General features: G+C 54.4%; 28 protein-coding genes and 3 pseudogenes. 16 read left to right on the top strand and 15 right to left on the bottom strand.

Annotated elements, in window-relative coordinates:
• Positions 1-50: 50 nt before the first annotated feature.
• Positions 51-371 carry an HPr family phosphocarrier protein gene (locus RSAL33209_RS06875; RefSeq protein ID WP_041684564.1) on the bottom strand — a complete coding sequence of 107 codons (321 nt, stop codon included), beginning with the start codon at positions 369-371 and terminating at the stop codon, positions 51-53.
• A gap of 141 nt (positions 372-512) precedes the next feature.
• Between RSAL33209_RS06875 and RSAL33209_RS06870 the strand changes: the two genes are divergently transcribed.
• A complete protein-coding gene (locus tag RSAL33209_RS06870) occupies positions 513-1,331 on the top strand; it encodes a GntR family transcriptional regulator (RefSeq protein WP_012244993.1) in 819 nt (272 codons plus the stop codon).
• A gap of 98 nt (positions 1,332-1,429) precedes the next feature.
• Here RSAL33209_RS06870 and qcrB read toward each other — a convergent pair whose 3' ends face one another.
• From qcrB to ctaE, 4 genes are all read right to left on the bottom strand, one after another.
• The gene (gene qcrB, locus RSAL33209_RS06865; RefSeq protein WP_080503786.1) at positions 1,430-3,148 is read right to left on the bottom strand and encodes a cytochrome bc1 complex cytochrome b subunit; all 1,719 of its coding nucleotides are present in this window, start codon (positions 3,146-3,148) and stop codon (positions 1,430-1,432) included.
• 2 nt (positions 3,149-3,150) lie between these two features.
• Positions 3,151-4,194, bottom strand: coding sequence for a cytochrome bc1 complex Rieske iron-sulfur subunit (qcrA, locus tag RSAL33209_RS06860; protein WP_012244991.1), 1,044 nt, complete (start codon positions 4,192-4,194; stop codon positions 3,151-3,153).
• Positions 4,195-4,278: 84 nt separating this feature from the next.
• On the bottom strand, positions 4,279-5,067 hold the full coding sequence (gene qcrC / locus RSAL33209_RS06855; protein WP_012244990.1) for a cytochrome bc1 complex diheme cytochrome c subunit: 789 nt from the start codon (positions 5,065-5,067) through the stop codon (positions 4,279-4,281).
• Between the two features lie 91 nt (positions 5,068-5,158).
• Positions 5,159-5,797: an aa3-type cytochrome oxidase subunit III gene (ctaE, locus tag RSAL33209_RS06850; protein ID WP_459178745.1), complete on the bottom strand. Its 639-nt coding sequence runs from the start codon at positions 5,795-5,797 to the stop codon at positions 5,159-5,161.
• A gap of 215 nt (positions 5,798-6,012) precedes the next feature.
• Here ctaE and trpD point away from each other — a divergent pair, with 215 nt between their 5' ends.
• A complete protein-coding gene (gene trpD, locus RSAL33209_RS06845; RefSeq protein WP_049758894.1) occupies positions 6,013-7,026 on the top strand; it encodes an anthranilate phosphoribosyltransferase in 1,014 nt (337 codons plus the stop codon).
• A gap of 43 nt (positions 7,027-7,069) precedes the next feature.
• On the opposite strand, the gene RSAL33209_RS06840 is transcribed toward trpD, so the two are convergent.
• A complete protein-coding gene (locus RSAL33209_RS06840) occupies positions 7,070-7,351 on the bottom strand; it encodes an Lrp/AsnC family transcriptional regulator (protein ID WP_012244987.1) in 282 nt (93 codons plus the stop codon).
• Positions 7,352-7,379: 28 nt separating this feature from the next.
• A complete protein-coding gene (locus tag RSAL33209_RS06835; RefSeq protein ID WP_012244986.1) occupies positions 7,380-7,793 on the bottom strand; it encodes a DUF3054 domain-containing protein in 414 nt (137 codons plus the stop codon).
• Between the two features lie 58 nt (positions 7,794-7,851).
• On the opposite strand from RSAL33209_RS06835, the gene RSAL33209_RS06830 reads away from it, so the two are divergent.
• A complete protein-coding gene (locus RSAL33209_RS06830; RefSeq protein WP_012244985.1) occupies positions 7,852-8,595 on the top strand; it encodes a 2-phosphosulfolactate phosphatase in 744 nt (247 codons plus the stop codon).
• A gap of 31 nt (positions 8,596-8,626) precedes the next feature.
• Here RSAL33209_RS06830 and RSAL33209_RS19615 read toward each other — a convergent pair whose 3' ends face one another.
• Complete coding sequence (locus RSAL33209_RS19615; RefSeq protein ID WP_325050130.1) at positions 8,627-9,853, bottom strand: sigma-70 family RNA polymerase sigma factor; 1,227 nt, start codon at positions 9,851-9,853, stop codon at positions 8,627-8,629.
• A 101-nt stretch (positions 9,854-9,954) separates the two neighbouring features.
• Here RSAL33209_RS19615 and RSAL33209_RS06815 point away from each other — a divergent pair, with 101 nt between their 5' ends.
• Positions 9,955-10,605 (top strand): winged helix-turn-helix domain-containing protein, encoded by a 651-nt coding sequence (locus RSAL33209_RS06815; RefSeq protein WP_012244983.1) that lies wholly within the window; start codon positions 9,955-9,957, stop codon positions 10,603-10,605.
• Positions 10,602-11,318: an SRPBCC family protein gene (locus RSAL33209_RS06810; RefSeq protein WP_012244982.1), complete on the top strand. Its 717-nt coding sequence runs from the start codon at positions 10,602-10,604 to the stop codon at positions 11,316-11,318. Before RSAL33209_RS06815 ends, RSAL33209_RS06810 begins: the two co-directional genes overlap by 4 nt.
• A gap of 149 nt (positions 11,319-11,467) precedes the next feature.
• Here the strand turns inward: RSAL33209_RS06810 and RSAL33209_RS16195 are convergent, their stop codons facing one another.
• Positions 11,468-11,668 (bottom strand): DUF1801 domain-containing protein, encoded by a 201-nt coding sequence (locus tag RSAL33209_RS16195; RefSeq protein ID WP_012244981.1) that lies wholly within the window; start codon positions 11,666-11,668, stop codon positions 11,468-11,470.
• Positions 11,669-11,790: 122 nt separating this feature from the next.
• Here RSAL33209_RS16195 and RSAL33209_RS06800 point away from each other — a divergent pair.
• A pseudogene (locus RSAL33209_RS06800) lies at positions 11,791-12,796 on the top strand (sugar phosphate isomerase/epimerase family protein).
• 31 nt (positions 12,797-12,827) lie between these two features.
• Here RSAL33209_RS06800 and RSAL33209_RS16190 read toward each other — a convergent pair.
• The 3 genes and pseudogenes from RSAL33209_RS16190 to poxB all read right to left on the bottom strand — a co-directional run bounded on the left by RSAL33209_RS16190 (position 12,828) and on the right by poxB (position 15,741).
• Positions 12,828-13,385, bottom strand: coding sequence for a YbhB/YbcL family Raf kinase inhibitor-like protein (locus tag RSAL33209_RS16190; protein ID WP_049758892.1), 558 nt, complete (start codon positions 13,383-13,385; stop codon positions 12,828-12,830).
• Positions 13,382-13,897, bottom strand: a complete 516-nt coding sequence (locus RSAL33209_RS06790) for an HAD family hydrolase (RefSeq protein WP_199533208.1) — start codon at positions 13,895-13,897, stop codon at positions 13,382-13,384. Before RSAL33209_RS06790 ends, RSAL33209_RS16190 begins: the two co-directional genes overlap by 4 nt.
• A 130-nt stretch (positions 13,898-14,027) precedes the next feature.
• Positions 14,028-15,741, bottom strand: a pseudogene (poxB, locus tag RSAL33209_RS06785) (ubiquinone-dependent pyruvate dehydrogenase).
• 155 nt (positions 15,742-15,896) lie between these two features.
• Between poxB and RSAL33209_RS06780 the strand changes: the two are divergent.
• From RSAL33209_RS06780 to RSAL33209_RS06765, 4 genes are all read left to right on the top strand, one after another.
• Complete coding sequence (locus RSAL33209_RS06780) at positions 15,897-16,172, top strand: hypothetical protein (protein ID WP_145962050.1); 276 nt, start codon at positions 15,897-15,899, stop codon at positions 16,170-16,172.
• A 136-nt stretch (positions 16,173-16,308) separates the two neighbouring features.
• Positions 16,309-16,938: a class I SAM-dependent methyltransferase gene (locus RSAL33209_RS06775; RefSeq protein ID WP_012244973.1), complete on the top strand. Its 630-nt coding sequence runs from the start codon at positions 16,309-16,311 to the stop codon at positions 16,936-16,938.
• A 135-nt stretch (positions 16,939-17,073) separates the two neighbouring features.
• Positions 17,074-17,685 carry a VOC family protein gene (locus tag RSAL33209_RS06770; RefSeq protein ID WP_012244972.1) on the top strand — a complete coding sequence of 204 codons (612 nt, stop codon included), beginning with the start codon at positions 17,074-17,076 and terminating at the stop codon, positions 17,683-17,685.
• 9 nt (positions 17,686-17,694) lie between these two features.
• Positions 17,695-18,297, top strand: a complete 603-nt coding sequence (locus RSAL33209_RS06765; RefSeq protein ID WP_012244971.1) for an aminoglycoside phosphotransferase family protein — start codon at positions 17,695-17,697, stop codon at positions 18,295-18,297.
• A 531-nt stretch (positions 18,298-18,828) separates the two neighbouring features.
• On the opposite strand, the gene RSAL33209_RS06755 is transcribed toward RSAL33209_RS06765, so the two are convergent.
• Positions 18,829-19,728: a dihydrodipicolinate synthase family protein gene (locus RSAL33209_RS06755; RefSeq protein ID WP_012244969.1), complete on the bottom strand. Its 900-nt coding sequence runs from the start codon at positions 19,726-19,728 to the stop codon at positions 18,829-18,831.
• A gap of 157 nt (positions 19,729-19,885) precedes the next feature.
• Between RSAL33209_RS06755 and RSAL33209_RS06750 the strand changes: the two genes are divergently transcribed.
• On the top strand, positions 19,886-20,737 hold the full coding sequence (locus RSAL33209_RS06750; protein WP_012244968.1) for a 3-hydroxyacyl-CoA dehydrogenase: 852 nt from the start codon (positions 19,886-19,888) through the stop codon (positions 20,735-20,737).
• A 9-nt stretch (positions 20,738-20,746) separates the two neighbouring features.
• On the opposite strand, the gene RSAL33209_RS16185 is transcribed toward RSAL33209_RS06750, so the two are convergent.
• A complete protein-coding gene (locus tag RSAL33209_RS16185) occupies positions 20,747-21,115 on the bottom strand; it encodes a Rossmann-fold NAD(P)-binding domain-containing protein (protein WP_049758889.1) in 369 nt (122 codons plus the stop codon).
• Complete coding sequence (locus tag RSAL33209_RS20005; RefSeq protein WP_012244966.1) at positions 21,112-21,399, bottom strand: NmrA family NAD(P)-binding protein; 288 nt, start codon at positions 21,397-21,399, stop codon at positions 21,112-21,114. The genes RSAL33209_RS16185 and RSAL33209_RS20005 overlap by 4 nt, the downstream gene beginning before the upstream one ends.
• Before the next feature lie 2 nt (positions 21,400-21,401).
• Here RSAL33209_RS20005 and RSAL33209_RS06740 point away from each other — a divergent pair.
• The 5 genes and pseudogenes from RSAL33209_RS06740 to RSAL33209_RS06725 all read left to right on the top strand — a co-directional run.
• Positions 21,402-23,810 (top strand): annotated as a pseudogene (locus RSAL33209_RS06740) (SdrD B-like domain-containing protein); the annotation flags it as partial.
• A gap of 38 nt (positions 23,811-23,848) precedes the next feature.
• Positions 23,849-24,010, top strand: coding sequence for an SdrD B-like domain-containing protein (locus RSAL33209_RS20000; protein WP_411740987.1), 162 nt, complete (start codon positions 23,849-23,851; stop codon positions 24,008-24,010).
• 36 nt (positions 24,011-24,046) lie between these two features.
• Complete coding sequence (locus tag RSAL33209_RS17855; protein ID WP_012244964.1) at positions 24,047-24,283, top strand: LPXTG cell wall anchor domain-containing protein; 237 nt, start codon at positions 24,047-24,049, stop codon at positions 24,281-24,283.
• 148 nt (positions 24,284-24,431) lie between these two features.
• The gene (locus tag RSAL33209_RS06730; protein ID WP_041685340.1) at positions 24,432-24,881 is read left to right on the top strand and encodes a helix-turn-helix transcriptional regulator; all 450 of its coding nucleotides are present in this window, start codon (positions 24,432-24,434) and stop codon (positions 24,879-24,881) included.
• A 5-nt stretch (positions 24,882-24,886) separates the two neighbouring features.
• Positions 24,887-25,297, top strand: a complete 411-nt coding sequence (locus RSAL33209_RS06725) for a VOC family protein (RefSeq protein ID WP_012244962.1) — start codon at positions 24,887-24,889, stop codon at positions 25,295-25,297.
• Positions 25,298-25,354 lie beyond the last annotated feature (57 nt).

Raw genomic sequence — 25,354 nt, 5'->3', positions numbered from 1 at the left:
ATGCCGATTTCTTCCCAGAAGCTGAGGATGCACCCGAAACGTTTTTATGCCTACTGGCGTTCGAGTATCGCCACCAGCGCCTCTAGTTTTCTTTCTAAGCTTTGACGATCAATCTCTTGGATTGATTCAGCATTCTGGTTAGCTGGGAATTCAATCGATAGTTGAACTTGTTCACCGTGTTGAAAATCAGCGGTCATCACTTCCAAAAGGCTGCGGGCGTCGGCCGACGTTCGGTTCGAGGTTGCGCCGTCGGCCGTCACTTTTGTGATCCGAATTGGCAGTCCGGTCTCGCTAACTGCTCTGACAAACTCGGCAGCTGGGCGTGCGTGCAGTCCAATCGCAGAGCTTACGACGGCGTGGCGGCTGATCATGCGGCAATCTCCAGTTCTCGGTATTGGCCCCAGGCGGCCAGCATTTCTCTCCCGCGACCTTAGCGGCACTTATGCTGGAGCAGGACCAGCAAATGCGCGGGTTGCAAAATTGATTAACTGTTACGACCGGAGGGTGCGGCTATGAGCGATACGGCGGACTCAATTGTGGGCCAGATTGATCGCAGCTCGGCGACGCCAATCTATCTTCAGCTTGCTGCTTTGCTACGTGAGTACGTAGCCGGCAAAGGCCCTTCTGCTACCGCCATTCCTTCCGAACGAGATATTGCTCAGCGCTTCGGTTTGGCTCGTATGACGGTGCGACAGGCGATTGACACACTGGTTTCCGCAGAAATTCTGGACCGGGTTGTTGGCCTTGGAACTTTTGTGCATCGTCCTAAGGTCGATCTTCAGGTAAAGCTGACGTCGTATTCGGAAGAGATGCAGCGCCGCGGTATGGTTCCCGATGCGAAAGTCCTGGATTTTGAGCTCATCGCCGCCAGTACAAGCGTTGCCCGTGAGCTGCAGCTACATGAAGGTCAGATGGTAGTTCGATTTCGGCGACTCTTGTTGGCTGACGAAGAACCAATGAGCGTGGATGAGAACTTCATACCGGGCTACCGTGTTCCCGGTCTGACTGACGGCCCACCGCCGTCGTCGTTGTACAACACACTGGGGGAGCGCTACGGCTTGGTCATGGAGTGGGGAGAGGACATGATCGAGGCCGCTGCCGCGGCGCCGTCTGTCGCTCGTCAGCTTAAAGTTGAGAACGGCGCGCCGCTATTGAAAATCCAAAGGCATGCTTTTGTCTCTGGCATTGTGGTCGACTACTCGGTGTCTTACTATCGCGCAGATCGCTACAAGCTCTGGGTGCCGCTACAGCGCCCGGGCTCGCGCACCTCTCGTCCGTATGCCACCACCGGCTTCGTTGACCGCCTGAAGGGGGTAGCAAAGCCCGGGTAGCTAAGTTATTGATTCCCCTGCCAATGGTTTTGACCGATGAAATAGCGAAGGGACCCAGTAAAATACTGGGTCCCTTCGCTATTTATTGCCGAAAACAGTTAGCGAGTTAGCGCCTTGTCATTGGCTTCTAATGCTTCGTGGTCCACGTGATCTTCGTGGGCCGGGTGCTCAAGCGCCTTGCGGTGCTCAGCAGGGGTTACTGGAGCAACACGATCTTCAAAGAACCACTTCGAGAGCCAAGCGCGACGCTTTTCTTTGCGCACCACGATGCCCTTTTCATTGGGTTCTCCTGGAAGTACCTTCGGCGATTCAAAGCTGACCAGGCGGTAGCGCTTGAATTCATCGAGCTGGGCATGCTTTTCCTTGTACTCACCATGAGGCAGGCGGATGATCCGGCCTGTCTCGCGGCCGTGCAAGACGATCTCGCGATCCTTACGCTGCAAGGCCAAAGCAACTCGCTTTGCCACTTGATAAGCAATGATCGGGCCAATGAAGAAGAGCGTCCTGAGCCAGTAGGTGACGTCATTGAGCGATACGTGGAAGTGCGTGGCTATCAAGTCAGAGCTAGCAGCTGCCCACATCACGCAGTAGAAGACGATGCCTGCCACGCCAATGGCCGTACGAGTAGGAACGTTGCGCGGGCGATCGAGCACGTGGTGCTCGCGATCGTCTTTGGTGATCCAGCGTTCAATCCAGGGGTAGGTGAACAACAGACCAAAGACGATGCCAGCTGGCACAAGGGCTGCAAGCAGAATGTTCAGCGACAAAGTATTAGTGCCCCAGGGCAGCGGAATTTCCCATTCAAAGGGGAAGTCCCACATCCAGCCCGGCATCAAACGCAGGGCGCCATCGAACATACCGATGTACCAGTCAGGCTGGGTGCCCGCGGAGACCGGTGAAGGATCGTAAGGGCCATAGTTCCAGATCGGGTTGATCGTGAAACCCGCCGCCATTGCTGCGACGATGCCAAAGACGATGAAGAAGAATCCACCGGCTTTAGCGGCGTAAACCGGGCCCAAAGGGTAACCGACAACATTGTTATCGCTTCGACCCGGCCCCGGGTACTGGGTGTGCTTGTGGACCACGACCATGAAGAGGTGGATCACAATCATGAGCAAAATAATCGCCGGAATCAGCAGAATATGCAGCACATATAGCCTGCCGATAACCGCAGAACCAGGGAATTCGCCGCCAAACAGGAAGAACGAAATATAGGACCCGATGACCGGGATGGACTTCAAGATGCCGTCAATAATGCGCAAACCGTTACCGGAGAGCAAATCATCTGGCAACGAGTATCCAGTGAAGCCGGCGCCCATTGATAGCAACACCAAGGTGCCACCAACGACCCAGTTCAGCTCACGAGGCTTGCGGAACGCACCCGTGAAAAAGACGCGCAGCATGTGCACCGAAACGGAAGCCACAAAAAGCAGCGCTGCCCAGTGGTGTACCTGACGGATAAATAGCCCACCGCGGATCTCAAAGGAAATATTCAACGACGAGTTATACGCCGCGGACATCTCTAAGCCTTTGAGTGGAACGTATGAACCGTTGTAATGGGTCTCAACCATTGACGCATCGAAGAAGAAGGTCAAAAAGGTTCCGGACAGCAACAAGATGACAAAGGAATAAAGTGCCACCTCACCGAACATGAAGGTCCAGTGATCGGGGAAGACTTTACGGCCAAACTCTTTGAGAATTCCGGAGCCGCCGACGCGCTGATCGACAAAGTCGGTAATTTTGCCGACCTTCGTCGACGGCCTGTACGTAGCCTCACCAGGTTGGCTGATAGTTGATGTGCTAGTCGCATTGCTCATATTTAGCCACGCTCCCAATAGCTCGGACCGACAGGTTCATGGAAGTCGCTTTGCGCCACCAAATAGCCCTCAGAATCTACCTTGATGGGCAGCTGAGGCAATGGACGCTTAGCCGGCCCGAAGATTACTTTGCATTCCTCGGTCAAATCAAAAGTCGACTGGTGGCACGGGCACAGCAGGTGGTGCGTTTGCTGTTCGTAAAGCGCCACGGGGCAGCCAACGTGCGTGCAAATCTTTGAGTAGGCAACAATGCCGTTGTAGCCCCAATTTTCGCGACCAGGGGAGGGGTTCAACGAAGCTGGGTCAAGGCGCATCAGCAGAACAACGGCCTTGGCCTTTTCGTTCAACTTGCCTTCCTTGAGCTCGTTCAAACCTTCCGGAATAACGTGGAAAGCCGAGCCGAGCGTAACGTCGGAAGCCTTGATCGGGGTGCCAGTTGGATCCCGAACCAGACGGGTTCCCTCTTTCCACATAGTGTGCCGGAGTTTGTTGACATCCGGGTTCAGGTCCAAATCCCTGAACATGACGATTGCCGGCAACGGCGCCAAGGCAATCGCCCCAATCAAGGTGTTACGAATCAGCGGTCGACGCTTGATGCCGCTTTCTTCAGCAATAGTGTCAACAATATGAACCGCATCTTGGCGATCAGATTCGCTGCGAATCGCGTGCCGTTCCTCAGAAACCTCGTGGTCTGGCATCAGGACCTTGGCCCAATGCACGATGCCAGTGCCGATTCCGAGCATAGCGAAAGCTGTTCCCAAGCCGAGCAGCAGATTCTGCAGGCGCAAGGCCCCAATGCTTTGGTCTAGGTGCACGCCGAAGTAGGCCACAAAGAACAAAACAGTGCCGAGCGCAGATATTCCGAAGAGCACCGCAACCTGGCGTTCGGCGCGTTTCGCCGCGCGAGGGTCGGTGTCAGCCAGCCGGAGGCGGTGCGGAGGAATTCCAGGATCTTGGAATTTCGCTAGTACCGTCTGCCCAGACTTAGCTTCGACCTCCGAGGTGCCTTCCAGCTCTGCCGGATGGTCGTCACTACGGTCGCCCATTGTCCTTCTTCCTTCTGTCGTCCCGTTTTACGGGGAATATTTCAAAATCATCTAAACAGAGGCCGCACTGGCGACCAGTCAAACTCATGAGGTTCTAGAGGTCAGCCAAATAGTGAAAGCGATAACGACGCCCAGGCCAGCGATCCAGACAAACAAGCCTTCGGCCACTGGGCCAAGTCCACCTAGCTCAGCGCCACCGGGAGAACCATTAGCTTCAATGGTCTTTAGGAAGGTGATGATGTCTCGCTTGCCTTCAGGGGTGATGTTGGCGTCATTGAATACCGGCATGTTTTGCGGACCGGTGATCATCGCTTCGTAAATATGTGATGGTTCGACCCCGGCGAGCGAGGGCGCGAACTTACCTTGGGTCAAAGCGCCACCGGCCGCGGCCGCATTGTGGCACATTGCGCAGTTGACTCGAAATAGCTCGCCACCTTCAGCGGCGTTGCCTTTACCGTCAAGGTATTCCTCGCCCGGTACAGACGGCCCGGCGCCCAAAGTAGCGACGTATGCAGCGAGCTGCTTAGTCTGCTCATGGTTAAACTGGCGGGGCTTCTGGTATGCCTGGGGGCCCTGCATCTGCAGCGGCATCCGGCCAGTACCAACTTGGAAGTCCACCGCGGCTGCGCCTACACCCACCAAAGATGGACCAGCCGGCGAGCCGCTTGCGCCCATGCCGTGGCAAGTCGCACAGTTGGCGAGGAAGAGCTTCTCGCCTTCTTTTGCGTCGTCGGCGGAATATTTGGTGGTCTCTGCCTTGGCCTCATTGACCGTCGTAGCGAGGGTATACACCCCACCTGTCACCAGCAGGCCCATCAGCAGCAATGCCAGGATTGCTAGAGGATGCCGTCGCTTCTGTGAAAGTGTCTTCACCGGTCAAGTTCCTTTGTTCTCGTTTCGACGGTCTTATCGACCGCTGTCTGAATTCTTCCGCTGCTAGAAATGCAGTCAAGTTCGGTTCGGCTTACTTCAACACGTAGATGACCATGAACAGGCCAATCCAGACGACGTCGACGAAGTGCCAATAGTAAGAAGTCACAATGGCGCTCGTGGCTTCAAAATGCCCGAACTTCTTAGCCGCGTAGGCGCGACCAATAATGAACAGGAAGGCAATCAGACCGCCAATAACGTGCAGTCCGTGGAAACCGGTTGTCATGTAAAAGGCTGAGCCGTACGCGTTCGAAGACAGCGTTACATGCTCGGAAACCAACATGGCATATTCGGTGGACTGCCCAGCTACGAAGATCCCACCCAGAATGAAGGTAAGGAAGAACCATTCCGTCATACCCCATTTGGCAAAGGCGAATGGACCGCCTACGCGTCGGGGTTGAAGTCGCTCAGCGGCGAAGACACCCATCTGGCAGCTAAATGAGCTGGATACCAGAATGATGGTGTTCACCAGGGCGAACGGGAAGTTCAGCTTCGCAGCTTCTTCGGCCCACAAAGAGCCAGAAGTCGAGCGGAGAGTGAAGTACATAGCAAAGAGCCCCGCAAAGAACATCAACTCGCTGGAGAGCCAGACAACGGTTCCTACAGAAACCATGTTGGGCCGGTTCAGCGTGGGGTGTGCTGGGGCGCTGGAGGCTTGGGTCGCAGATGTCACATAGACATTATGTCTGTAAAACTCCCCAGCGCCCAATACGAAATACCTTTGCCAGCATCTTTTTCTACAAACGTGCGAAAACTCGCGGAAGTTCCGCGGCTCAGTGTTGGAGGTCATATTGGCTCGCTTGGCCTGAACGCGGATAGCATCGTACGGTGAGCGATACCGCGGGTGCCCCAGCAAGTGTCCCTTCAACACCTCAGCCGAGTTGGCCGATGTTGCTGACTGAGTTGATCGATGGGCGCGATCTCAGCAAGGAACAAACAGGCTGGGCGATGGATACGATCATGGCTGGCGCTGCTACTGACGCCCAAATTGCGGGTTTTCTCGTTGCGTTGCGCGCCAAGCACGAAACGGTTGCTGAATTGACCGGCTTGGCGGACTCGATGTTGAGTAACGCCAACCCGTTTCCTTTTGCAGGTGATGCCCTAGACATCGTTGGCACCGGAGGGGACCGCCTTAATACGGTGAACATTTCGACGATGGCAGCCTTGGTTTGCGCGGGTGCGGGCGCTCAGATTGTGAAACATGGCAATCGGGCATCCTCTTCGGCGGCTGGCTCGGCCGATGTATTGGAAGCGCTCGGCGTGCGGCTAGACCTGACAATTCCGGAAGTTGCTCGTGCTGCGAGCGAAGTGGGCATTACTTTCTGCTTCGCACAAGTTTTCCATCCTTCATTTCGATTCACCTCGGTGCCGCGACGCGAGATGGCGATTCCGACGGCATTCAATTTTTTGGGTCCATTGACAAACCCCGCCCGCGTTTCAGCATCTGCGGTTGGCGTTGCCGACGCCAGGATGGCACCGCTTGTGGCTGGCGTACTCGCCGCGAGGGGCAGCCGGGGCTTGGTTTTTCGCGGCGGTGATGGTCTAGATGAACTCACGACGACGGGGCCATCGCAAGTCTGGGAGTTCCGGAACGGTGAAGTCGTTGAGTCCAGCTTTGATCCGTTAGAAATTGGCATTCAACGAGCTGTTCTGGACGATCTTCGCGGTAAAGATGCCGCCTACAACGCTCAGGTGGCAACCGAGACGTTAGCCGGCCGAGCAGGCCCAATTCATGATGCTGTGGTGATTAACGCCGCAGCCGGTCTGGTGGCATTCGATCAAAGCGCAGAAGGTTCATTGACGGAGCGGATGCAACACGCTTTGGCCACAGCAGAAACAGCTATTAGTTCCGGCGCTGCCACTGACGTTCTGCAGCGTTGGGTGGCGTTCAGCTCGAAATGAATCGATGGCGAGAAAGTGGCCGCGAAAGGCGCACTGAACGAGATTAGTGTTCGAATCCCAAGGAGAATGCCGCGTCTAAATCGTGCTTTGAATATGCGCGGAAAGAAATATGGGTTGTGGTCGCTTGGACACCATCCACTTTGGATAACTTATCTGCGATAACGTCCGCCAAAAGCTCATGTTTGTCGACTCGGGCGATGGCGATCAGGTCCCATTCACCGGTAACTGAGTACACCTCGCTAATACCGTCAATCTCAGAGATCTCCTGAGCTGCTTCAGGGATGCGGTCGACGTTGGTCTTGATAAGAACGAATGCGGTGATCACACGATCAGACTAACGCACCAGGATGAAATTATGCTGCTTCTTGATGGCGACTTTTGCGGTTTGCGATCACAGTGACAATCACGCGATGACCCAGCAGGAAGACGGCTAAAACTATGGCAGCCACGACGATGAAGCTAAATTCTGCCGTGCGTCCGCTCACGAGCCGCAACAGTATTCCGGCGATCAGGGTAATAAGCCAAAGACAAACTCCGTGTGGCCATAACCGTAATGGAGCTCGCCAAACTCGGCCGACGATCCAACTCAAGGCTGCACCAACCAAAAAAGGCCATGCGGTGCTGAGAACATTGACAATCGGGCTCTCTTCTTGGTGGCTAGCCCGGCCTATCGCGGCGAAAATCACGATGAGCACGAGGTCTGCAACAAAGGCGTAAAGTACCGTTCCGAACCGAACGGGCTTTGGACTGACAGAGTTTGAATCCATTCCTGCAGGCTAGCAGGATGCTAGAGATTCACCTGAGCGAGAACGGAGGTAGATAAGTATGCCAGTCGAACAATGCTGGGGGTTGAACGGGGCGCTCGCCCAATGTCGTGCCGGCGATATCGCGGTAGTGCACGACGTGCTGAGCTTCTCCACAACAGTTTCAGTAGCTTTGGATGCGGGGGCTGACGTACTGCCGTTTGCCGGCAACGATGAAGCTGCCATTGTTTTCGCGGCGCAAAACGATGCCATGTACGCAGCCCGACGCGGTACTCCCGGCCAAATGACTTTGTCACCGCTATCGATTCGGAGCCACTTTTCGCACGATTCGGGTACTTTGATGCAGCAAAAACTTGTTTTGCCTTCGCCAAATGGCTCGACGAGAAGCGCAAATTTGGCGGCTCGCGGCATAAAAGTACTGACTTCCGGCCTGAGAAACGCAAGCGTCATAGCAAAATGGCTGGCCGAAAAACATCATGGAAAAGTCGTTTGCATCTCGGCAGGCGAACGATGGCCAGATGATTCTCTACGCCCGGCCGTTGAAGACCTGATGGGAGCTGGCATGTTGATCAGCGAAATCAAGGCAATCTCCACAGATATTGCGCTCGGCATCGATGCAGCCGTTGCCTTGGACAGCTATCGATCGTTCGCTGCGCAGTTGGTCGAACTGGTGAAGTCTTCGGCCAGCGGGCGCGAACTGATCGACGCCGGATTTGCCGACGACGTCAATATCGCATGCGAACTCAATGAAAGTCGCTCGGTGGCTATCTTCGATCAGAGCAGAAAGAGTTTTAAACTTGCTTGATCGCGGCCTACTCGTAGCGAAAGTACTCCCGTCAGAGCTTGGCGGATACCACGACCTTGCCAGAATTAGCCCAACGGACTTCAATCTTTGAGATCTCTGTCAGCGGGGTATCAATCGTTGTTACCGGTGAAACTACCGAACCGTCGGAAGAATCCCAACTAGCCGCGACAGTTTCTTTGCCATTTCGGTCCACAACGACCAATTGGAACGGGGTTGATGCACCGCCGGTATATCCGGGGGTGCTCTGACTGGCCGCATAGCTGCAACGCCATTCAATCTGCGTGCCCCAGCTAACCGGCAGAGCCTTTCCTGAGACCGTAACGGGCTGCGCATCGATGGCGGAAAAGTTAAGCGGAACCGCATTTGCTTGTACTTGCGAAATGGGTGAGGCCGGAAGCGCGACGACGGTTACGGTCGTCGCCGCGGCTGCCACCGCGATGCCCGCTGCTACCGTCATGAGTCGACGTCGAACCTTAGACTTTCGTGCCCGGCGAGCCAACATTGGCAAGACATTTGCTGAGGCCTGCACTGGTTCAGCCTCTGAGCGCAACAGCGCTTCAGCTTGGGCGGCTGCTGGTAATGCCGCCAAAATACCTGGCATGCCTGCCAGTTCTGCTACTGATGCAGCGCAACGGGCACAACTACTCAAATGGATCTCAAATTCATGCCGTTCTGCGGGGGAGAGGGCACCTAATACATAGGCCGCATCCCATTGTGCTAAGGAATCGTTGTGGTCGGTCATTGGGTCACCCCTCTCTCTTGCAGTGCGAGCCTCATTAGCTCTTAACGCGTAGTGCATTCTGGATTTCACAGTTCCTTCGGGGATATCTAAAGTCTGCGAAATCTCGCGCACCGACAGCGCTCGATAGTAGCCATGCACTAGAACTTCTCGATGTTCAAGCGAAAGGCAGGCCAATGCGTCGGTGACTAGCCAGGAGTCCAATACGCGATCAGTTGCGTCGGCTTGATGCTGCTCTGGAGGGCTTTCGGCGCCTACTTCGTGCCGCCGTCGGGCACTTCGCCAATCGTCCACAACCAGATTTCTTGCCACGGTAAAGAGCCATGCCCTGACGGCAGCCTCTGGGCGTTCTAAGATCGCCGGACGTTGCCACGCACGAAAAAGGGTTTCCTGCGTGACGTCCTCTGCGTAGGCATGGTCTCCCGTTAGTCGATTGACAAACCGACCGAGTTCGGCCGCATGCGCGCCGTGCAGGGTACAGAGCATTTCCTCCTGCACTTCAGCGTGATCTGATCCCATCGGCTTCCCTCCCACCCATCAAACGATATGGCACAGCAAAAAGTTCATCCGACAAATAAAATATGCTTGACAAATTAATTTTTTGGCGTAAATCTTAGCTCATGGAAGCTCTCAGCATTATCGAAGATCCGGCGACAGCCGAGGCGGCCTTGGACCCGATTCGGTCATCCTTGCTCGCAGCGTTGCGCGAACCGGCTTCTGCGACGATGCTAGCGAATCGCCTTGGCTTGCCACGGCAAAAGGTCAACTATCACCTCAAGACTCTAGAAGGCTTGGGCTTAGTGAGCTTGGTTGAAGAACGTCGAAAAGGCAACGTCACCGAACGCCTACTTCAGGCGAATGCCGCCAGCTTCGTTATTTCACCGGTGGCATTGCTCGAATTGGCACCTGATCCCACCGAGGGGCGAGATCGCCTCTCTGCACGTTGGTTAGTCGCTCTTGCAGCCAGGCTAATTCGTGACGTTGGCACTCTCATCACCGGAGCCACGGCTGCCAAACAGAAGCTTTCAACCTTCGCTTTGGACGGCGAGGTTCGTTTCAAAAACGCAGCTGATCGAGCGGCTTTTATCGAAGATCTAAGCAGTCAAATCGGCCAATTAATGCAGAAGTATCACGAGCCTGCTGCCGCCAGCGGGCGGAAGCACCGTATCGTGCTCGCAATACATCCCAGCGTGAAAAAGGAAGCGGAAAACTCCGCAGCCTTGGTACGCACAACACAAACGATCAGAACGGAACAGGGAGAACGCTCATGAGCAGGAAGTTTGAAGTTCGCACCGAAAATCGGGTTGATGGCACGCCCGCCCAAGCCTGGGATGCCGTAGTCAACGGTAACTCTGGCTGGCTGTGGCCGATGGAAGTTGAGCCGAAACTTGGCGGCGCTGGTCCGTTTGGCAGCGAAGTGACAGCCTGGGAGCCACCCAACCATTTTGCCAATCACGTAGACGGTCCAGACGGCTTTTTTAACACCCTGGACTATCAAATTGAAGCAGCCGCTGACGGTGGAGCCTGGATTCGATATATGCACGCTGGTGTCTTCCTACAAGAAATGGATGACACAGAATGTGGAAACCAGTACGACGGCGTTCGCTTGCACACTGACTTTTATCAACACACGCTAGGGCAGTATGTAAAGCATTTTGCTGGTCAGCAGGCTGCCTTCACAGACATCCAAGGCCCGGCAGAGTCCCAGTCCGCGACAGGGTTTCAACTCCTTGAATCCGCTATTGGCGCTGACGCCTCTGTAGATACTGAAGTTAGCTTTACCGTTCCAGGCATCGGCGAAATTCGCGGCGTTCTGGACTATGCCACAGAACACTTTGCGGGTGTTCGCACATCGTCAGCGATGTATCGGTTTTTTGGCCGGAATGCATTCGGCCAAGTCGTGGGTATGACCGTCCATGAGTTTGAGCCCGGTGCCGCAACCAACGAAGCTGCTTGGCAGAGCTGGCTGGATGGGCTCTACTAGAGCGCACGTTGTTATAGCTTGGCAGCCTGGCTGATCCAGCCGACGAACAAATCATCATCAATTTGATCGTCTGATGCGATCTTTAGACTTGCCATCTGTGCCGAGCCGGATGCCGCTAGCCTGCCAGAACCATCCTGGAACTGCTGCCCTTACCAAAACATCAGTGTGACGTATTTCGGAAATGCTTGAAAGCCAGCAATTGGCTCCTTACCGCGCAGCCAAACGGGATGACCGTGCCAAAGTTGCCCCGTGGCGTCGGGAAGATTACTGCTAAGCAGGCCAGCAAGCGAAGCGGCTACTGCTTGTTGATCGGCGGGTAGGTCTTGCAGGTAAGTATCGATCGTTGTCATGAAAATACCTTAGGCAATAAAGGCATTGAAAGCAGCTGCTGCAAGCGAATTCATTGACTATGCACTTCTGCTTGTATAGCGTCATAAGTAAGACGAATTCTATCGAAAGTGCGGGAGATACTGTGGCGCGTCCAACCACACTATTTACAGGCCAGTGGGCGGACTTGCCATTTGAAGAGGTTGCCCGCCGCTCCGGAGAATGGGGATTCGACGGGTTAGAGATTGCTTCCTGGGGCGATCACCTGGATGTGTGGCGGGCGGTTGAAGACGATGCATATTTGCAAAGTCGACTGGATATTCTGGCGAAAAATAACCTGCAGGTCTTTGCAATCTCAAACCACCTGAACGGGCAAGCTGTTTGCGACGACCCGATTGATGAGCGTCATCAAGGTATTGTCTCTGCTCGGGTTTGGGGCGACGGCGAGGCGGAGGGTGTACGGCAACGTGCAGCAGAGGAGCTAAAGATGACCGCTCGTGCCGCTGCGCGGCTGGGCGTAAAGACGGTGACCGGATTTACCGGCTCAGCCATTTGGAAAACTGTGGCGATGTTCCCTCCAGTGCCTGACTCTATGATCGAACGCGGGTACCAAGACTTCGCCGACCGGTGGAATCCGATCATTGAGGTCTTTGATGAGGTTGGTGTTCGCTTTGCGCTAGAGGTTCACCCTTCGGAAATTGCCTTTGATTACTGGACCACCCGAGCAACACTCGATGCTATTGGCAATCGACCGGGCTTTGGACTGAATGTTGATCCGTGACACTTCATCTGGCAATACCTAGATCCGATGGCCTTTACTCTATGATTTTCAGGACCGGATTTATCACGTACACGTCAAGGAATCCACCAAACAACTGAATGGTCGTAACGGTCGAATGGGATCGCTACTTCCCTGGGGCGACCCGCGCCGGGGCTCGGATTTCGTTTCGGCCGGACACGGCGATGTACCTTGGGACAAAGTCTTCAGGATGCTGAATTCAATTGGTTACACCGGACCTACCAGCATTGAGTGGGAAGACGCCGGTATGGACCGCCTAATTGGCGCTCCAGAAGCATTGGCTTTGGTCAAACAGCTCGCCAGAATTACGCCCAGCGAAACCGCCTTTGATTCAGCCTTTACAACAAAATAGTTGCTGCCTGGGCAAAGCAGAGATCAGCTCATTATTTTTGTTCGAAAGATCCCACGAGCCTGCCTCGCGCGAGGATTTTTCCACTGGGCAGCGACTTCAGCGCTTTAAGCGATTTGATGCGGAACGCGGCCGCATCATCAGCCGAAAACGCATACGCACTGAATTCGTAGTGGTGCGGGCCATGCCCAGCAATCGGGTGTGGCCCCTCGTAACCTCGTCTGCCAAAACTTGCCGGCATGAGGGTGTTCTCTGTGAGTGCACCCGCGGCCAGCGTTACGGTGCCGTTCACGATCAGTTCGGCATTGAAAATAGCCACGGTGTGAACGATTGGCCTGGGTAGCGGAACATCAGAATCCTCGAGCAATAGCAGAACGCCGATGCTTGAAGGAAGGATATTTTCGATGCTCAACTGTGGCGAAATATTTTCTCCCAGTCCCTTGCCTGCGTGCTTCAGTAAGTGGGCTGCGTTTGCGTCGAACTCGGAGCTTGATAGCACCAGAGTCTCCGGAGCGTTAAAAGCGGACCGCTGCCAGAAACTGTACTTTTGACCGGCTCGCAATGGTCGAAACATCTTTCCGATGAAACTCATGGATGCCAATTTAGTACCAGATCATTCAACTCCGAAAGTAATTGGATTCGAGCATTTGCCTCGGAAAAGTCATGAGAGCTGGTGAATTCGTTATGCACAATCACGCAATCTAGTCCAGCAGCGATGGCCGAGCGCAATCCACGAGCAGAGTCTTCCACCACCAAGGTCTCATCGCGAGATGCGCCAAAGCGGCTTAGTCCGGCAAGGTACGGATCTGGTTGGGGTTTGGCCAGTTTGTAGTCTTCGCGTACCAGGACAAACTCCATGAAGTCCCTGATCCGCCGTCGTTCATGAATGAGTTCGAAATCGGCGCGCTTCGATGTAGTGACAATCGCTATCCTGACGTGTCGAGATAACTCAGGGAGGGCATCAAGTACCCCGTGAATCTCGATCTGCTCGGTGCGAAGATATTGTTGGTAATTGGTGTCACGAGCTATCCGTAGCTTGTCGATGGTTTCCACATCAACACCGGCAGCCTTGGCTTGAACCCAGCTGCCGAGGCCTAGGCTCATGTCCATAAAGATACTTTTCTTGGTCCAGATTTAGGCCAATCTCGCGCAACGCCATTTCGGCAGCCTTAGAAGTACCAAAATTCGGTGTCCACCAGCACGCCGTCATGATCGAACAGGATGTACTTCTTCACTAGAGAATTTGCCGTGCATCGCTCTTGACCAGGTCAATCAGCTCATCGCCTCTACCTGACATCACCGTACGCAGGGCATATAGTGCAAAAACTTTGGCTTGTTCTACCGTGATCGAGGGTGGAACAGATAGCTCCTGCCGTTCGGTGCGCACATCAACTAATGCCGGTCCTGGATGAGCAAATGCCTCGCTTAAAGCGGATTCCAGCTGAGAAGAGTTCTGTACGCTAAATCCTTTGATCCCCATAGCTTCAGCTACCGCGGCGAAGTCTGGATTGACCAAATCCGTGCCAAAAGTAACAAAGCCAGCGGCCTTCATCTCGAGCTCGACGAAGTTGAGCGAGGAGTTATTGAAGACCACAACTTTAACGGGCAGCTTATTTTGAGTGAGCGTAATCAATTCACCCAAGAGCATCGCCAACCCACCATCGCCAGCTAACGCAACTACCTGACGCTTCGGGTGCGAGGCTTGAGCGCCGATACCATGCGATAACGCATTCGCCATCGAGCCATGACTGAAGGACCCAATCATTCGTCTCTTACCGTTCATGGTCAAATACTGAGCAGCCCAAACAACCGGTGAGCCGACGTCCGGAATCAGGACGGCGTCGTCGTCGGCAAGCTGATCGATCAGTCTGGCTAGATACTGCGGATGAATCGGCTGGCCGTCTTTGCGCGGCATGGCCAGATCGTCGAGTTTTTTGCGAGTCTTTGCATAATGCTCCAGCGAGGCTTGGAGATGTTTACCCGGCTTTCGGGCACTAAGTCGGGGGAGAAGTTCCCGGATACTTTCCTTGACTCCGCCAACCAGGCCCAAGTCGATTGCCGTTCTACGGCCCAGGTTTTCGCCGCGAATATCCAGCTGAATTTTTGTTGCCTTATCCGGGTAGGGAAAGTCTGACCCGAGCACTAAGAGCGTGTCGCAAGCTTCCATGGCACAGTATCCGGAGGCAAATCCAAGCAAACCGGTCATCCCCACGTCGAAAGGATTTTGGTACTCGATGAACTCTTTACCCCGCAACGCGTGCACAATCGGAGCCTGAAGCGCCTCAGCTAAAGCGACCAGCTCGGCGTGCGCACCCTGGGCGCCAGCGCCAGCCAGAATAGTGATCTTTTCTGCCCTCTTGAGCAAGGTCGCCGCCCGATCGAGTTCAGCCGGCGCCGGAACGGTCTCAGAGACTGTTGCCTGGATGTTGCTCACTGCTTCTGAGGCAGCTTGGGCAAGTGCCACATCCCCAGAAATGACGATGACCGCCACCCCGCGTTTTTCCAGCGCGGTACGGATCGCAATATTGAGTACACGAGGCATTTGCTCGGGAGTTGAGACATGTTCAACGTAAACACTGCATTCTCGAAAAAGCTCTTGGGGATGAGTTTCTTGAAAATAGTTACTGCCAATTTCGGAGCTTGGAATATGTGCCGCGATAGCTAAGACCGGAACCCGCGAACGCTGCGCATCGAAAAGCCCATTGATCAAGTGCAAGTTTCCCGGTCCGCAACTACCAGCGCAGACGGCCAGATTACCCGTTAAACGTGGCTTCCGCGGCCGCCGCGAATGCCGCCGCTTCTTCATGCCGCACGTGCACCCAGTCGATCACCTTTGATTCTCGGAGCGCATCAGTAAATCCATTGAGCGAGTCACCGGGAAGACCGTAAACTCGCTGGACTCCGCTAGCTTCAAGAGTGGCCACGATATTATCTGCAACATTGCCCATATCAGGAGTCTATGCTTCGATCACTCCCGATCAATGCGATCTAGAACACACCTATTTGCATGAAATGAGGAATTGAGTAACGAACCGGTTGCGCTTTCCTAGGAGGCAGGTGAATCAACCAAGATTTGTTCTTCACGCTTGCTACCGTCGAAGGTATGAGCAGCGAAAATTTCGGAGAGACAATGACGCCCGAACGCGCTATCGCGGTGGACGCTTCGCTTGTGACCGGAGTGCTTGTCATGATTCCGGTAATGGTACTTAGCACTGCATTAGGGTTCCTTTTGAACATGTGGCTTTTCTGGACAGTGCCTGCTTTAGCGGGTCTTGCGGTCTGGGCGGTGCTGTTTAGCAAGGTGCGCTCGGAGCTCTCAGAGAAGAGCGCGGAACAACCGGAATCGGCCGAAGAGGGCTCTGCCGGCGGTATTCTCTAGTTTCCCTGCCAGTGCTGCCGAGACCGCAATTTGGACGATAGGGCTGGAAGCTTCAATTTTGCGCACAGCGCTACTATGATTGGCAGAGATCGAAGCGCCGATGATGGAATGTACATCCTGACCTTGGAGTGGCTGCTTGGCTGACTACACAGAGGACGAACCCCGGCTGGTGGCGATCTACGACGATCTCAATGGTGGGCGGTGGGATCATGACTTTTATTTTTCTCAGCTACCAAAATCACCGCAATACGTTGCCGATATTGGTTGCGGCACTGGCGCCTTTGCCGTTCGACTAGCCGAAGCGGGGCATCGAGTTATCGGGCTGGATCCATCAAACGCCATGTTGGATTTTGCGAGGAACCGTCCGGGGGCCGATGCTGTCAGCTGGCTCTCTGGTATCGCCAAAGTGCTTCCCGATGGTCCGTTTGATAGCGCTGTCATGATGGGACACGCATTCCAGTGTTTGATCTCAGATGCCGCGATTTTAGAGACGCTTTGCGCGATAAGCAGTCGATTGACGGCTCAGGGAAAATTTATGTTTGAGTCACGAAATCCGTCAGCTAAAGCTTGGCTGGGCTGGAACAGCGCCGAAGATAGCCCCTCGGTGTCAGAAACTTCCGCCGGTCGGATTGAAGAGTGCTACAGCGTCTTTTCTGTCGATAATGAACTGGTTGACTTTGGCTGCCGCACTAAATTTGATTCTGATGGCGCCGAGATTGTTGAACGTGCGACTTTTCGCTTTATCTCAGCAGCACGGCTGGCTTAGCTACTAGAGGAAGCTGGCTTCGCCCGAGTGGATTGGGTAGGGGACTGGGATGAAAGCCCTTACCTCGCGGATTCAAGTAAAGAAATGATTGTTCTGGCATACAAGAGTTAATCGGATCCAGCAAAGGAGCTCCTCATGGATTGGACGTTAGAAGTAGTTGTTCTTCCCGTCAGCGATATTGGCCGCGCGGTGGCCTTTTATCGTGACCAAGTCGGTTTTGTCCTCGATCACGACACCAAAAACGAGCATATGCACGTGGTTCAACTGACGCCGCCCGGATCAGGGTGTTCGATAGTCATTGGTGATCTACCTGCTCAAAGTGAAATGGCACCCGGTTCGATGCGCGGATTGCAGCTGGTGGTGGCTGACGCCCAGGCTGCACGCGATGAACTGCTCTCGCGCGGCGTCGAGGCAAGTGAGCTCACAGTCTTTAGCCCCGACGACGGCGGCACCTTCTTCGGCTTCGCGGACCCAGACGGCAACACCTGGGCGGTACAGCAACTCAAAGTGCGCGCTGAAAAGCCACTCATTCCCCTAGCCTCGAGGGAGCGATTCGGCCAGGAGCGATCCTCAACTATGAAGACGCCTGTTCCCGTTGACGCTGATCTGGTCCGGAAATTAGTCGACGCACAATTTCCGAACTGGTCCGGACAGCAAATAGCGCCAGTTGAGTTCAGCGGCTGGGATCATCGAACATTTCACCTTGGCGATTCCATGTTGGTGCGGTTACCAAGCGCTGTAGAGTAAGCGGAGCAGGTGCTGAAGGAAGAAACTTGGTTGGCAAAACTTGCGCCAACGTTGCCGCTGCCCATCCCAAGCCAGCTTGCGCTGGGCCGGCCAACCGAATCCTTTCCTTGGAATTGGGCAGTTTACACTTGGCTACCTGGCGACAGCGCAAGAGAAGGCAGAATCAACAACCTTCCGGAGTTCGCGACGTCGCTAGCGGAGTTTCTTACTGGGCTAGGAAATGCGGACGCCACCGGCGGACCGTTACCGGGCCAACACAACTTCTACCGTGGCGGAAGTCTTTCGGTCTACGACAAGCGAACTCGAGAATCGCTGTCCAAATTGGCCGGCATAATAGACGTCCCCTTAGCGACGTCGGTGTGGGAAATGGCTCTCGCCTCGAGCTGGCGGGGCGCTCCAGTCTGGTTTCACGGCGATGTTTCGCTGGGAAACCTACACGTCAAAGATGGCGAGCTCAGTGCAGTTATCGACTTTGGCACCTCCGGCATTGGCGACCCAGCATGTGATCTTGCTATTGCTTGGACTGATTTTGAAGGGGACGCCCGTGCTGCCTTCCGGCCTGGTTATAAAGTTGACGCACAGACCTGGGCTCGGGGTAGAGGGTGGACTTGATGGAAAGCGGCAATTGTGGCCGCAGAGATGCCAGGCACGGATAACCGCGAAGTTGCTCGGTCATTCCTAATCATCGATGAGGTCTTAGCCGATCATCGGGAACTTAGTTAAGAATTTCCAACAGCCTCCGGTGCGGTTCAGCGCTGCGAAGAATTTGCTCACCTGGAAGTAGCAAGACAATAGGAGTCCACTCAGAAAAGGCCCCTCTGCTAGCCAGCCGCGCTTGCTCCCAAATAAGCACCGATTCAAGCGCCACCTGGAACAGAACGCCACCCGGCTGTCGCGAAGGTTCGCCGTTGAGAATCCCCGTTTGTGTTCGATAGATCTCCGCTAGATTCTTCGTTAGCGCAGGTAAAAAGCAGTGCGGGGCAGCTTTGTCTAAAAGCGGCGTAAAGGCCGAAATTAGCAACTTCGCTGCCGTCTCAACTCGGTCCTCGGAAAGTAGCGCTAGCGTTTCAACTGAGTGAAAATACGGTTCCTTAGGCACAGCTCAGATCATGCCATGCAAGAATCCATATTGAAAAGGCTCTTTTATACTGAGTCAAAACTGCTGAATGGCAAAAGCGCCTGAGCTACTTCTTGGCGCGCTGCCGAATCTAGGCCCAGCAAGGGCCGGGGCATAAAAGAGTCTCCAACTAAGCCCATGACCTCAGCGGCAGCAGAAATCACTCGAAAACTACCGTAACGGCGGAACAGGTCCCAGAGCGGATCCAGCTGCTTTGAAAGGGCTCGGCTACTTTGAAAGTCACCGTTCTGAGCCGCGGTAAGAATATTCATCGCAGTCTTCGGTAGCAGCCCACCAACTACTGAAAACCAGCTCTGGCAACCGACAGAGAGCGCCACGGATGCGCTTGCGTCACCGCTAATACCAAGGGCAAGCTGCTCGGGCAACCCTTCCCGAAGCTGGTTTATCCGGTGCCTAGCAGTATCGCGATCAAGAGGTACTGGTGGAATCTTGATCGCAGCAACCCGAGGTAATTCTGCGATACGTGCATACAAATCATCGCTGAAACTAAACCCCGTGGTGGCTGGATTGTCGTAAACGCAAAGAGGTACGGATAACTCGCCGGTGACGTCCTGGTATAAACCAAATACTTCATCTGGCGTGAGCTTATGGTAGCCAAGGGGCGCTAGTAGCACGCCAGCGGGACCAGCGCCTTGAGCGTCGTCGGCCAACCGTAAAACCTCATCGGTGGTCAATGCACCGATACCAGCCAGGATTGGCGTGCCAACGGCAAACTCGGCCGCCGTTCGAATAATTTCAGTGCGTTCTTGGCGAGATAAATAGGCATAACCACCAGTCGAACCGAGAATGCCCAGCGAGCTAGCTCCTGAAGAAACAATTCGGCTAACCAGCAGCCCTAGCGTTGGGTGATCAATTTCCTGCGCCCGGACCGGTGTGATCGGAAAACCGCATAAGCCAGAAAACATTGCATTCCTCTGCTGTCGAATCCCTAGCTATCAGGGGTAGATTGTGTCAGGGCAGTTGATGCCTAGAATCAGCGTACCTAAGCGGGTTACTTCATTGAGCACTAGTAGCATTCTGGACAACATTGATTGGTTTTACATCTGACCGAGGAGCTGGCTTATGAAGTATGTAACTGTCATTGGAACTGGAGTCTTGGGCTCGCAAATTGCTTTCCAAACAGCCTTTAGCGGCTTCGACGTGGTTGCTTTCGACGTCGATGAAGAAGCAATTGAGCAGGCGAAAATCCGATTTGCGGCGCTGGCCACCACTTATCGCAATCAGGTGTCAGGAGCGGACGATGCAAAAGTTGATGGTGCGTTGGGGCGGCTAAGTTACTCGGTAGATTTAGCCGAAGCTGTCCACAACGCTGATCTAGTTATTGAGGCAGCGCCGGAAAATATTGAAGTCAAAAATGGAATCTTCCAGCAGCTCAGCGCAATCGCACCAGCTAAAACCATCTTCGCTACCAATTCGTCAACGCTGCTACCTAGCGCAATGGCACCGCACACCGGACGTCCGGAGAAATTCCTTGCTTTACATTTTGCCAATCATATTTGGGCGCAAAACACCGCTGAAATAATGGGCACAGCGCAAACCTCACCAGAGGTCTACGCAACGGTAGTGCAGTTCGCTCAAGATATTGGCATGGTGCCAATTGAGCTGAAAAAGGAACAGGCCGGCTACTTACTCAACTCATTGCTAGTACCGCTATTAGCCGCTTCATCTGCTCTCTATGTCGATGAGATCGCCAGTCCCGACATGATCGACAAGACCTGGCGCCTAGGAACAGGCTCACCGCGAGGCCCGTTCCAAATTCAAGACATTGTGGGTCTGACTACGTTCTACAACATCACTTCCTCGAGCAAAGATGCCAAAATGCAAAAATTCGCTCGCCAAATCAAAGCCAAATACATCGGCCAAGGGAAGCTCGGCGTAGCGACCGGAGAGGGTTTCTACACCTACAGACAATGACTAGGCGAATCAATAGCCGACAAACTCGGCGGAAAATTCGGTCGCAAATTCGTCAAAAGAACGGCCAGTCTTTCCGGTTATCTCAGTGACGGTGTTGGTAGTTCGAGCCGCCTCGCCGCGACGGTAGTGCGCATAATCTTCAAGTAATCCGTCGAGCTGCCAACTCGGCAGAATGCCTTGCAAATATTGGCCAAATTGAGCCGGTTCAACATCGCTAAAAGTAATCTGGGAACGAGTTGCTCGCGTCAAGGATGTTGCAATGTCTTGGTGAGTTAGCGAATCTGGCCCGGTCAACGTGTAGGTCTTGCCAAGGTGCCCTGATTGGGTCAGAACGGCAGCAGCGACGTCACCAATATCTCGGACATCAATAGCGCTCACTCGAGTATTCCCAATCGGGGCTGCGAAATTACCGGTCGCAGCAATACCTTCTTTGAATGCAAACAAGCCTTGAAAAACAGATTAGGGCGCAGAAAGGTATAGCCAATACCTAACTGTTCAAGTCGCTGCTCGACCACTGCGTGGTAGCGAAGAAAGCGAACGGGAGAATCGACGTCGGCGCCTAGCTGAGAGAGCAAGACTATGTGTTGAACACCGGCCGCGATTGCAGCATCAATGAAACGAAGTTGCTGCTGTTCTGCGTTTTCGCTCGACGGGGTGACCAAATATGCCCTATCGAGGGGTCGCTGCAGAAAACGGACTTTATTGTGTCGTAAGGAAGCGGACGGAGGTTTTGCCGGTTCGGTGGTCGCGTTTGCTTATCCATCTGATTCCGGTGGCACCTGGATCGCTTCTGTGGTGTGGGTTCCGGTCGAAAACCGGTTTGAAATATCCACAATCCAAGGAAAGGATTCTTACGATGATGCGCACGGAAAATAGTGGCCCAGAAAATAGGTACAGTGTTTTCACAGGCCGGAAGGCCTGTGAAGGCTCCTCGGCGGGGCGGGGAAGCCCGCCGGGTGTGAGAAAAAAGGAAGACCCCGCGACTGTTTCGGCCTCGAAAACGGAACCAGTCGTGGAGTCTTTACCAACACCAAAACGAACCATTTCTTCGAACAAGAAGGATGAACCGTTACCGGTTCACACCTTCACGGATCTACTACCCGGAACGTACACGGTTGAATTTGTTGCTCCGAATGGTCAGAAGTTCACGACCAAGGGCACCGATCCAGCAGCGGACAAGGACTCGAACGTTGACCCGGCTACCGGTAAGACTGATCCGGTGACGGTCAAGGCGGGGGATACCAACAACACGATTGACGCTGGTATTTTGCCGTTGCCTGCTGCTCTGGGCGACTTCGTCTTCGAAGACACCAATGGCAACGGCATCCAGGATGCTGGCGAACCTGGTATTGCGGGCGTCAAGGTCAATTTGTTAGATAAAGACGGCAAGCCGGTCAACGGTTCGGATGGTCAGCCACTGACCACCACAACCTATGCTAACGGTATGTACGCCTTTACTAATCTCTTGCCTGGCGATTATGTAGTTCAGTTCATTGGACCCGAGGGTCAAGCCTTCACCACACAGGGTACCGATCCGGCCAATGGCACCGACTCTAACGCTGGTAGCGATGGCAAGACTGCGCCGGTCACGCTGAAAGCTGGCGAGACCAACAACAGCATTGACGCTGGCATTCTACCCAAACCTGCGACCATTGGTGACACGGTCTTTGAGGACAGCAAAGGTAACGGTAAGCAGGACGACGGCGAGCCCGGCATTGCTGGTCTCAAAGTGACCTTGACCAAGGCCGACGGCACCCCAGCGACTGATTTGCTGGGTAACCCCGTTCCGGAAGCATCAACGGATCAGGATGGCAAATACAGCTTCACTAATTTGCCTGCTGGCGATTACATCGTCAACTTCAACAAACCTGACGGGCAAAGCTTCACCAACAAGGGAACCGACCCGGCAGCGGATAAAGATTCCAATGCTGATCAAGCCACTGGCAAGTCAGACAAGGTGACGGTCAAGGCGGGCGATACCAACAATACGATTGACGCTGGTATTTTGCCGTTGCCTGCTGCTCTGGGCGACTTCGTCTTCGAAGACACCAATGGTAATGGTATCCAGGACGCTGGTGAACCTGGTTTGGCTGGCGTGACGGTGACGCTGCTGGACAAGGACGGCAAGCCCGCTAACGATCAGTTCGGCAAGCCGGTTCCGCCTGTCACGACCGACGCCAATGGCAAGTACAGCTTCGCTGGCTTGCTGCCTGGCAGCTACACGGTTCAGGTAACAGTGTCCGCTGGTCAGAGCTTCACCAAGCAGGGTACTGATCCGGCGTCAAACACCGATTCAAATACCGGAACCGACGGCAAGACCGCACAGGTCACGCTGAAGGCGGGCGAAACCAATAACACCATTGACGCTGGTATCTTGCCGAAGCCAGCCACCATTGGTGACACGGTGTTCACGGATAACAATGGCGACGGCAAGCAGGGCGATAACGAGCCAGGCACCCCCGGCGTTACCGTGAACCTGTTGGACAAGGACGGGAATCCGGCAAAGGATCAATTCGGTAATCTGATCCCTACCGCGACGACCGATAAGGCCGGCAAGTACAGCTTCGGCAACCTGCTGCCCGGCACCTACACGGTGGAATTCGTCAAACCTGCAGGAACCGCTTTCTCACCGAAGGGTACCGATCCTGCCGCGGATAAAGACTCCAATGCTGACCCCAAGACAGGCAAGTCCGATCCGGTAACGGTCAAGGCTGGCGAGACGAACAACACGGTCGACGCCGGGCTGATCCCGTTGGCGACTTTGGGAGACTTTGTCTTTGGCGATAAGAATGGCAACGGCATTCAAGATCCGAATGAAAGCGGCATCGCTGGGGTTACCGTGAATCTGCTAGACAAGGACGGCAAGCCCGTCCTTGGTGCCGATGGCAAGCCATTAACTACGGTTACTGACGCCAACGGTAAATACACCTTCACAGATCTGCTGCCCGGCAGCTACATCGTCGAATTCGTCAAGCCTGCTGGTTTGGTGTTCTCGAAGCAGGGTACTGATCCGGCCGCGTCGAACGACTCCAAGGCTGATGTGACCATTGGTCGCAGCGGCGTGGTGACGCTTGCTGCGGGGGGGAGAACAACCCTCGTATTGATGCCGGCTTGCTCGCCGTTGGAAATATTGCTGGCGTCATCTACAACGACACCAACGGAAACGGTAAGCAAGATCCAAACGAGCCAGGATTCCCCGGCGTGACCGTGGTGTTGAAAGATGCCAACGGCAACGAAATTGCTAGGACGGTGACTGACGCCAACGGCGCCTAAACTTTCACCGGCATTCCGGTAGGCGAGGGCTACACCGTGAGTGTTGAGAATCCGCCCGCGGGTCTGAACTTCAAGGAAGCCGCCGGCAAAATCACCGTGGTTGCTAACCAGACTGCGGGAGCTAATAACTTTGGTTACACGAAGACAGCTCCGAACGGTGATCTTCCGGACACCGGCGTCAATGGCACCATTGGGCTCATTGCGGCCGGTGGCGGTCTATTGATTATTGGTGGGCTGCTCTTGATGGTCTTCCGACGCCCGTGTCGGAGCTAGTCATAGCGTTCTAAAACAATAATGGCGGTGATAAGCCGCTAAGAGCGGGTGTTGTGGATTGTTTCCGCAACACCCGCCCTTTTTTACTGCCCAGAAGCTGGACAACAGCTACTGGACAACAGCGCTCCGGGGTGAAAGCATCACGCAGGTGACCAACAGGCCAACTGAGGAACAGTATTTACGTGACCTGGCATTTTTGCGCAGAGTTCGTGATCGGATAGATCGCGAATATGCGCAACCGCTGGACGTTGAGGCATTAGCCCGGGGAGTAAATATTTCTGCCGGCCACCTCAGCAGGCAGTTCAAACTTGCCTACGGCGAACCGCCCTATGCGTATCTGATGACCCGGCGAATTGAGCGCGCAATGGCGCTATTGCGCAGGGGAGACCTGAGCGTCACCGAAGTCTGCTTCACCGTCGGCTGTTCATCACTTGGTACCTTTAGTACGCGGTTCACAGAGCTCGTTGGTATCTCGCCAAGTAGCTATCGAAACCAGCCTGATCTGGATATTCAAGGCTTACCAGCTTGTGTGGCCACACAGGTCACAAGACCGATCAGGAATCGAGAAGCGTCGGTTGCTGAGCTCGGCCTAGACTGACTGCCATGAACATTTCAATTCACTCCAGTTTCCTCCCACACAATGACGCGGATGCGACTTTAGCTTTCTACCGCGACTTACTAGGTTTTGAAGTTCGTGACGACGTCGGATACGGCGGAATGCGATGGATCACCGTCGGTCCCGCCGATCAGCCCGATACCGCCATCGTTTTAGAACCGCCGGCGGCCGACCCTGGTATCACCGATGAGGAACGCCGTTTTGTCGTCGAAATGATGGCAAAAGGCAGCTACGCACGTGTGCTCCTGGCTACAGACGATTTAGATGCCACCTTTGAGCGAATTCAGGCGAGCGATGCTGAAATCGTCCAAGAACCCATCGAGCAGCAGTACGGCGTCCGGGACTTTGCGGTACGTGATCCAGCAGGAAACTTGCTTCGCATTCAGCAAAAGCGCTAAACAGGGCACGACGTTGGCCATGAGTTGCGCTTTTGGCTTGGATAAGATGGAAAGCAA

Origin of the sequence: Renibacterium salmoninarum ATCC 33209, from assembly GCF_000018885.1 — a bacterium.
Taxonomy (GTDB): domain Bacteria; phylum Actinomycetota; class Actinomycetes; order Actinomycetales; family Micrococcaceae; genus Renibacterium; species Renibacterium salmoninarum.
This window is presented reverse-complemented; position numbering and strand designations above follow the sequence as displayed.